Source organism: Streptomyces sp. NPDC006261, assembly GCF_040613515.1.
GTDB lineage: Bacteria > Actinomycetota > Actinomycetes > Streptomycetales > Streptomycetaceae > Streptomyces.
In genome coordinates this window covers 86,192-93,413 of the sequence record NZ_JBEXSI010000031.1, presented here as the reverse complement: position 1 = coordinate 93,413, position 7,222 = coordinate 86,192, and the positions used below count along the sequence as shown (strand labels likewise).

General features: G+C 70.3%; 9 protein-coding genes. 7 read left to right on the top strand and 2 right to left on the bottom strand.

Features of this window, described 5'->3' with window-relative positions; genetic code table 11:
* Positions 1–129 precede the first annotated feature (129 nt).
* On the bottom strand, positions 130–840 hold the full coding sequence (locus tag ABZ154_RS21385) for a DUF5324 family protein (RefSeq protein ID WP_356834841.1): 711 nt from the start codon (positions 838–840) through the stop codon (positions 130–132).
* Positions 841–1,119: 279 nt separating this feature from the next.
* Here ABZ154_RS21385 and ABZ154_RS21380 point away from each other — a divergent pair, with 279 nt between their 5' ends.
* Together ABZ154_RS21380 and ABZ154_RS21375 are read left to right on the top strand one after the other, a co-directional pair.
* Positions 1,120–1,647 carry a peptidylprolyl isomerase gene (locus ABZ154_RS21380; protein ID WP_073875140.1) on the top strand — a complete coding sequence of 176 codons (528 nt, stop codon included), beginning with the start codon at positions 1,120–1,122 and terminating at the stop codon, positions 1,645–1,647.
* A 147-nt stretch (positions 1,648–1,794) separates the two neighbouring features.
* Positions 1,795–2,700 (top strand): rhomboid family intramembrane serine protease, encoded by a 906-nt coding sequence (locus tag ABZ154_RS21375; RefSeq protein WP_356834838.1) that lies wholly within the window; start codon positions 1,795–1,797, stop codon positions 2,698–2,700.
* 319 nt (positions 2,701–3,019) lie between these two features.
* On the opposite strand, the gene crgA is transcribed toward ABZ154_RS21375, so the two are convergent.
* Entirely contained in the window at positions 3,020–3,274 is a 255-nt protein-coding gene (gene crgA / locus ABZ154_RS21370) for a cell division protein CrgA (protein WP_356834836.1), read from the bottom strand.
* Between the two features lie 142 nt (positions 3,275–3,416).
* On the opposite strand from crgA, the gene ABZ154_RS21365 reads away from it, so the two are divergent.
* The 5 genes from ABZ154_RS21365 (at position 3,417) to ABZ154_RS21345 (ending at position 7,219) form a co-directional block, all read left to right on the top strand.
* A complete protein-coding gene (locus tag ABZ154_RS21365) occupies positions 3,417–4,184 on the top strand; it encodes a DUF881 domain-containing protein (RefSeq protein WP_356834834.1) in 768 nt (255 codons plus the stop codon).
* 58 nt (positions 4,185–4,242) lie between these two features.
* The gene (locus ABZ154_RS21360) at positions 4,243–4,941 is read left to right on the top strand and encodes a class E sortase (RefSeq protein WP_356834832.1); all 699 of its coding nucleotides are present in this window, start codon (positions 4,243–4,245) and stop codon (positions 4,939–4,941) included.
* Between the two features lie 78 nt (positions 4,942–5,019).
* Positions 5,020–5,208, top strand: coding sequence for a hypothetical protein (locus ABZ154_RS21355; protein ID WP_018513898.1), 189 nt, complete (start codon positions 5,020–5,022; stop codon positions 5,206–5,208).
* Positions 5,205–5,843, top strand: coding sequence for an aminodeoxychorismate/anthranilate synthase component II (locus ABZ154_RS21350; RefSeq protein WP_128845931.1), 639 nt, complete (start codon positions 5,205–5,207; stop codon positions 5,841–5,843). Before ABZ154_RS21355 ends, ABZ154_RS21350 begins: the two co-directional genes overlap by 4 nt.
* Positions 5,840–7,219 (top strand): class E sortase, encoded by a 1,380-nt coding sequence (locus ABZ154_RS21345; RefSeq protein WP_356834829.1) that lies wholly within the window; start codon positions 5,840–5,842, stop codon positions 7,217–7,219. Before ABZ154_RS21350 ends, ABZ154_RS21345 begins: the two co-directional genes overlap by 4 nt.
* Positions 7,220–7,222: the final 3 nt, after the last annotated feature.

The following is a 7,222-nucleotide window of genomic DNA, read 5'->3' as shown; positions in this document are numbered from 1 at the left end:
GTTAGATTTTGTTACTGTTGTTAAGACTTGTGATCTTCCTATATCAACGCCGGTCCGCCGCAGGACCGGTGAAGGTCTGCGGCGGACCGGCGTTCCCGTCGCGGTGCCGGCAGTTACGGGCCGACGGCCTCAGGGGCGGTCGTCCAGGCCCGGGGTGTCCCCCTCGGCCTCGGCCTGCTTGGCCTTGACCTCCGGGTCGAGCACGGCCTGGCCGCTGCCGTCGACCGAGCTCAGCGGCGAACGCTCGTCGCCGACCTCGGTGGCGACGGGCGGCTCGACCAGCCAGTCCGGGTTGGCCTGCTTGTCCCACCAGCGCCAGGCGGCATAGGCGCCGCCGGCGACGACACCCAGCACCAGGAGCCCCTTGGTCGTCCGGCCCGCCCTGGCCCGCCGCTCGTGCTTACGGGCCAGCTTCTGGATCTCCTTGGCCGTGACGTTGCTCCGCAGCGCGGCCAGGGCGGCGGCGCTCCGGGCGGTCGCCTGCTCGGCGACCGGCACGGCCACCGCCCTGGCGTACTCGACGCGCGGCGCGGTGTAGTCGGCGGCGGTCCGGGCGGCCTTCCGGGTCGAGTGCGCCGCACGCTGCGCGGCCTCGTCGACCTTCGGGGGCACATGAGTCAGAGCCTGTTCGAGACGCGGCGCGAGATGGGACTCGTACTGGACACGGGCCTGCTTGGCGGCCTTGGTCACCCTGGGCGCGAGCTGGACACGGGCCTCGTGCGCGTAAAGTGCAGCCTGCTTCTTGGCCGTGTCGGCGTACGGCGCCACCACTTCCGCGGCGTGCTGCGCGCTGTCCCTGGCCGAGTCGGTTGCGGCGCGCACGCTGTCGATGCGGGTCACGGGATCCTCCTCCTTGGTGGCGGGTAGGTACTCCGCCTTTCCGCCCAATTCGAAATCATGCCTGTCGCGGCCATGACCGGCACGCGGGACGGGCATCCGGGTCATGATCGCTATTTCTGTCAAAACGGTTCAAGTCAGTAAAGCGGTGCAAGTGAAGTGTGCCGCCGACAATGCCACGGTTCGGCGGTGAACGCGCCGTTCCACCAGGCATCCGGCCGTACATTTCCCGGTACGTGGGAGGATCGGCGGACGTCAGCGAAGGATTACGGAAGGCAGATCGTGGCCGAGGAGCTTTACGCCACCTTGAAGACCAGCCAGGGCGACATCGAGATCCGGCTTCTGCCGAACCACGCGCCCAGGACGGTCAGAAACTTCGTCGAGCTGGCCACCGGACAGCGTGAGTGGACCAACCCCGAGACCGGCGCGAAATCCACGGACCGGCTGTACGACGGCACCGTCTTCCACCGGGTCATCAGCGGGTTCATGATCCAGGGCGGCGACCCGCTGGGCAACGGCACGGGCGGCCCGGGCTACAAGTTCCCCGACGAGTTCCACCCGGAGCTGGCCTTCACCAAGCCGTACCTGCTGGCCATGGCCAACGCGGGCCCGGGGACCAACGGCTCGCAGTTCTTCCTGACCGTCTCGCCCACCGCCTGGCTGACCGGCAAGCACACCATCTTCGGCGAGGTCGCCGACGAGGCGGGCCGCAAGGTCGTCGACGCCATCGCGGCCACCCCGACCAACCCGCGCACCGACCGCCCGGTGCAGGACGTCGTCATCGAGTCGGTCGTCGTCGAGACCCGCTGACCGGCGCACCCCGGCAGCCCGCGCCGGATGCGGCGGAAGCCGTACGGGAACCAACCGCCCCGCCCGTCCGTACTGTTACATAGCGGACCAGCGGGGCGGCCGTGCGTGCGGTGCCCCGGGGCGAGACCGAGAGGCAGGCCAGGACCGATGGACCAGCAGCCGCCGGCGGGCCGGGGCGTACCGGAGGGCCGGGAGGCCGTGCCGACGTGCTATCGGCACCCCGATCGGGAGACCGGGATCAGCTGCACGCGCTGCGAGCGGCCGATCTGCACCGAGTGCATGGTCAGCGCCTCCGTCGGCTTCCAGTGCCCCGACTGCGTACGCCAGGGCTCGGGCACCGGCCACCACCCGGCCGCGAGCACGCCCCGCACACTGGCCGGCGGCACCGTGGCCGCCGATCCGCGGCTGGTCACCAAGATCCTGCTCGGCATCAATCTCGCGGTCTTCGTCCTGGTCGCGGCCGCCCCCGAGGCCCTGCTCGAGGACCTGATGCTGCTCGGCCGGGCCTGGGATCCGACGCCGCCGCCGGGCTCGGTCGAGGGTGTCGCCGAGGGTCAGTGGTACCGCCTGGTGACCTCGATGTTCCTCCACCAGGAGGTGTGGCACATCGGGTTCAACATGCTGGGTCTGTGGTGGCTCGGCGGACCGCTGGAGGCCGCGCTCGGCCGCGTCCGCTATCTCGCGCTCTACCTGCTCTCCGGCCTCGCGGGCAGCGCCCTGACCTATCTGATCGCCGCGCCGAACCAGCCGTCGCTCGGCGCCTCCGGCGCGATCTTCGGCCTGCTGGGTGCCACCGCGGTGCTGATGCGCCGGATGAACTACAACATGCGTCCGGTGCTGATCCTGCTGGCGCTGAACCTGGTCTTCACCTTCACCATGGGCGGGATCGCGTGGGAGGCGCATGTCGGCGGTCTCGTGGCGGGCGTCCTGATCGCGATAGGGCTGGTGCACGCGCCACGCGATCGCCGTACGGCCGTGCAGGCCGGGACCTGTGCGCTGGTGCTGCTGGCGTCGGTGGCGATCATCGTCGCCCGCACGATGTCCCTGAGCTGAGGCGCGTCGTCCGTAGCGGAGCTGTGCGCCACGTTCGTAGCGCTCATAAAAGCGGGCAAGGGGCCTCTACCCCCAGGGCATGCCCCAGTTGTCCACAGTGAGTGCGGGAGCTTGTGCATGGCAAGGGGCACATCTGTTCCCGCCGTCGCTGAGCTGGGTTTTTCCCCGGGGAACACGAGATGCAGCCCCCCTCGGCGAGGGAGGCTGCAGTCACACCGGCGTCAACTTGGGTGCAGGTTATCCACAGATCGTCTGACCTTTTCCCCCGGCTGTGGATAACTCTGTGGGTAACTCAAGGCAAGGTGTGCGTGAGGGCGGGCTACTTCCACTGCGTGGAGACGGCGAAGCCACCGGCGATGAAGCCGAAGCCCACGATGATGTTCCAGTTGCCCAGGGCGTCGATCGGCAGATCGCCTTCGGTCACGTAGAACACCACGATCCAGGCAAGCCCGATGAGGAACAGGGCCAGCATCACCGGAGCGACCCAACTGCGGTTGGTCAGCTTTATGGTCGTTGCCTGCTTCGCCGGGGGCGGCGTGAAGTCGGCCTTCTTGCGGATACGTGACTTCGGCACGAGGGACTCTCCTGTCGATGCGCTGCGTGACCGCGCAGGGATCTGTGGCGGGCGCCGGGGCGGGGACGCCAGGGGGCATGCTGCCTCCCCCGGGCGTCCGTTAGCGTAGTGCTTCCATGGCGCCCGATGAGATAAGGGTACGTTGAGCAATTCTGCCGACTCTCCCGAAGGCCCGGTCCGGCACACCTCCGCGTGGGCGGCCCGGGGGCTCACGGCTGCCGTGTTCGCCCTGGCCGGACTGATCTTCGTCACCAGCGCCAACACGGCCAAGGGCACCAATCTGCGCAGCGACTCCTCCCTGCTCAAGCTCTCCGACCTGATCAACGAACGCAGCGAGAACAACGCGGAGCTGAACGAGGCGGTCGCCTCCGCGCGTGCGGACATCGACGCGCTCGCCCAGCGCGACGACGGTTCCACCGAGGCCGAGGACGCCAAGCTGAAGGCCCTGGAGAAGGCGGCCGGCACCACGAAGATCACCGGCGACGCCGTCAGCGTCACCCTCGACGACGCGCCCCCCGACGCCACCGCCAACCCCGGCTACCCCGACCCCCAGCCCAACGACCTGGTCATCCACCAGCAGGATCTCCAGGCCGTGGTGAACGCCCTCTGGCAGGGCGGGGCGCGCGGCATCCAGGTGATGGACCAGCGGCTGATCTCCACCAGCGCGGTGCGCTGCGTCGGCAACACCCTGATCCTCCAGGGCCGCGTCTACTCCCCGCCGTACAAGGTCACCGCGGTGGGCGACCCCGGCAAGCTCAAGCAGGCGCTCAACGACTCCACGGCGATCCAGAACTACCAGCTGTACGTGAAGGCGTACGGGCTGGGCTGGAAAGTCGACGAGGACGACGCGGTGACTCTTCCCGGCTACTCGGGCACAGTGGACCTCCACTACGCGAAGCCTGTGGAGTGAGCCGGAGCTGATACCCCCGGGAGGCCGTCCGGTGCCGTCACGACTGTCGGTGCGACCGGTGCGACCGGTGCGATCGGTACGGCTCGTCGTCAGAACCTTCAGCGAACTGTGCATCACCGTGGGCGCCCTGATCACCCTGTTCGTCGCCTATGTTCTGCTGTGGACGGGTGTCAAGGCCGCCGACGCTGCCGAGGGCGAGATCGAGACGCTCCACAGCCGCTGGGCCGAGCAGCCCGTGGCCGCCTCGCCCGGCCCTTCCACCTCCGCGGCCTCCCCGCCCCCGTACCGCGGCGGAAAGCCCTTCGCGACGCTGCATGTCCCCCGCTTCGGCGCCGACTGGCAGTGGCCCGTCCTGGAGAACACCGAGGCCAGGACCCTGCAGAAGGGTCTCGGGCACTACAGCGGGACCGCTCGCCCGGGAGAGACGGGAAACTTCGCGGTGGCCGGGCACCGCCGGACGTACGGAGACCCGTTCAAGGACTTCCCCCGGCTGCGCCCCGGAGACGCGGTGATCGTCAACGACGGGACGACCTGGTTCACGTACCGCATCGCGAAAGTGCCCTACCGGACCGTGCCCACCGACACCGCCGTCGTCGACCCCGTCCCCCGCCGTTCCGGCTTCGAGGGGCCCGGCCGCTATCTGACGCTCACCACGTGCGAGCCCGAGTGGGGCAGCAGCCACCGGCTGATCGCCTGGGCGCACCTGGACGCGACGCGGCCGGTGCACGAGGGGAGACCGCCGGCGCTCACCGGCTGACCCGTGCTTTTCCCCAGCTGACCCACGCTCCGGCCGCGGCACTCTAGTCTGGTGCGGGTACCGAATGGAGGGGTCAGCATGTACGGCTGGATCTGGCGGCATCTGCCGGGCAACGCATGGGTGCGCGGCGTCATCGCGCTCGTGCTGGTTCTGGCGGTCGTCTACGCGCTGTTCCAGTACGTCTTCCCCTGGGCGGAGCCGCTGCTCCCGTTCGGTGAAGTGACCGTCGACGGCGCGAGCGCCGGTGGGGCAGGAGCCGGGCAGTGAGCGCACGCATCCTCGTCGTGGACAACTACGACAGCTTCGTCTTCAACCTCGTCCAGTACCTCTACCAGCTCGGCGCCGAGTGCGAGGTGCTGCGCAACGACGAGGTGACCACCGCCCACGCGCAGGACGGCTTCGACGGCGTCCTGCTCTCCCCCGGCCCGGGCACGCCCGAGCAGGCCGGGGTCTGCGTCGAGATGGTGCGCCACTGCGCCGACACCGGTGTTCCGGTCTTCGGCGTCTGCCTGGGGATGCAGTCCATGGCCGTCGCGTACGGCGGTGTGGTCGACCGGGCCCCCGAACTGCTGCACGGCAAGACCTCGCCCGTGGACCACGAGGGCAAGGGCGTCTTCGCCGGGCTGCCCTCCCCCTTCACCGCGACCCGGTACCACTCGCTCGCCGCCGAACCGGGCGCGCTGCCGCCGGAGCTGGAGGTCACGGCCCGCACGGCGGACGGCATCATCATGGGGCTGCGCCACCGGGACCGGGCGGTGGAGGGCGTGCAGTTCCACCCCGAGTCGGTGCTCACCGAGCACGGCCACCTGATGCTCGCGAACTGGCTGGAGCAGTGCGGCGACCAGGGGGCCGTCGCGCGGTCGGCGGGTCTCGCGCCGGTGGTGGGCAAGGCCGCGGCGTGACCACACCCCGCCCCGAGGACGACGCCGGACTTCAGGGCCCGTACGCCCAAGGCGTGTACGGGGCCGACGGGGCGTTCGTCGCGGCGGTGGGCGGGCTCGCGGACCCGCTCAACGACCCGCTTCCGGACCCGCTCAACGACCGGTTCCAGGACCCGCTCAACGACCCGCCCCAGGACCCGCCGGCCGGGCAGCACGCCTCCCCGTGGTTCCGGAGCGAGGCCGTCCAGGGGGACCAGCACAACGGGCGGCAGGACGCGGCGCCGGTGGACGGGACGGTGCCGCCGGCGTACGGGGGGCCTCAGCAGCCCCAGGGGGCCCCGAGCGAGTGGTACGACCCCGAGGGGTACCAACGGGACTGGTACGGCTCCCAGCAGGCGCCTACGCCCTCTCCCGCGCCTTCTCCCGCCGCGGCACCGGCCGACGAGACGCTGGGGCTGCGCACCGCGGACACCCGCCGAATAGTGGCGGAGCCGTACGAACAGCCTGAACGGCCCGAACGGCCCGAGCCGGCTGAAGCGGTCGGTCCGCCCGAGCCCTCCGGCCCGGCTGAACGGTCCGAGCAGGCCGAGCGGGTCACCGGAGGGCGTGCCGAGCGGCGCCGCGCGGCCAGGGGGCGCGGCGGCCGCCGCCCCGCCCCCGCGCCCGCGACGTCCTCCGCCCCCATGTCCCGGGTGGAGGCGCGGCGCGCGGCGAAGGCGGCCAAGGACAGTCCGGCCGTGGTCGCCAGCCGGGCCGTCGGCGAGGTCTTCATCTCGCTGGGCGTCCTGATGCTGCTGTTCGTCACCTACCAGCTCTGGTGGACCAACGTCCGGGCCGAGCAGATCGCCGGCAAGGAGACGAACAAGATCCAGGAGGAGTGGGCCAACGGGGCGGGCGAGCCGGGGGTGTTCGCGCCGGGGCAGGGCTTCGCGATCATGCACATCCCCAAGCTGGACGTCGTCGTCCCGGTCGCCGAGGGCATCAACAAGGAGAAGGTCCTCGACCGGGGCATGCTCGGCCACTACGGCGAGGGCAAGCTGAAGACGGCGATGCCCGAGGACGAGCAGGGCAACTTCGCCGTGGCGGGCCACCGCAACACCCACGGCGAACCGTTCCGCTACGTCAACAAGCTCAGCCCCGGCGACCCGATCGTGGTTGAGACGAGGGACGCGTACTACACGTACGAGATGACCAGCATCCTGCCGCAGACCTCACCGTCCAACATCTCGGTGATCGAACCGATCCCGGTCGGATCCGGGTTCACCGAGCCGGGCCGGTACATCACGCTGACCACCTGCACCCCGGAGTTCACGAGTACCTACCGGCTGATCGTCTGGGGCAAGATGGTCGACGAACGGCCGCGCAGCGAGGGGAAGCCCAAGGCGCTCGTGGGCTGAACA

Bases quoted from the DNA above. Each gene is read 5' to 3' on its own strand.
- ABZ154_RS21375 (WP_356834838.1), top strand. From the start codon at position 1,795: ATGGACCAGCAGCCGCCGGCGGGCCGGGGCGTACCGGAGGGCCGGGAG.
- ABZ154_RS21355 (WP_018513898.1), top strand. From the start codon at position 5,020: ATGTACGGCTGGATCTGGCGGCATCTGCCGGGCAACGCATGGGTGCGC.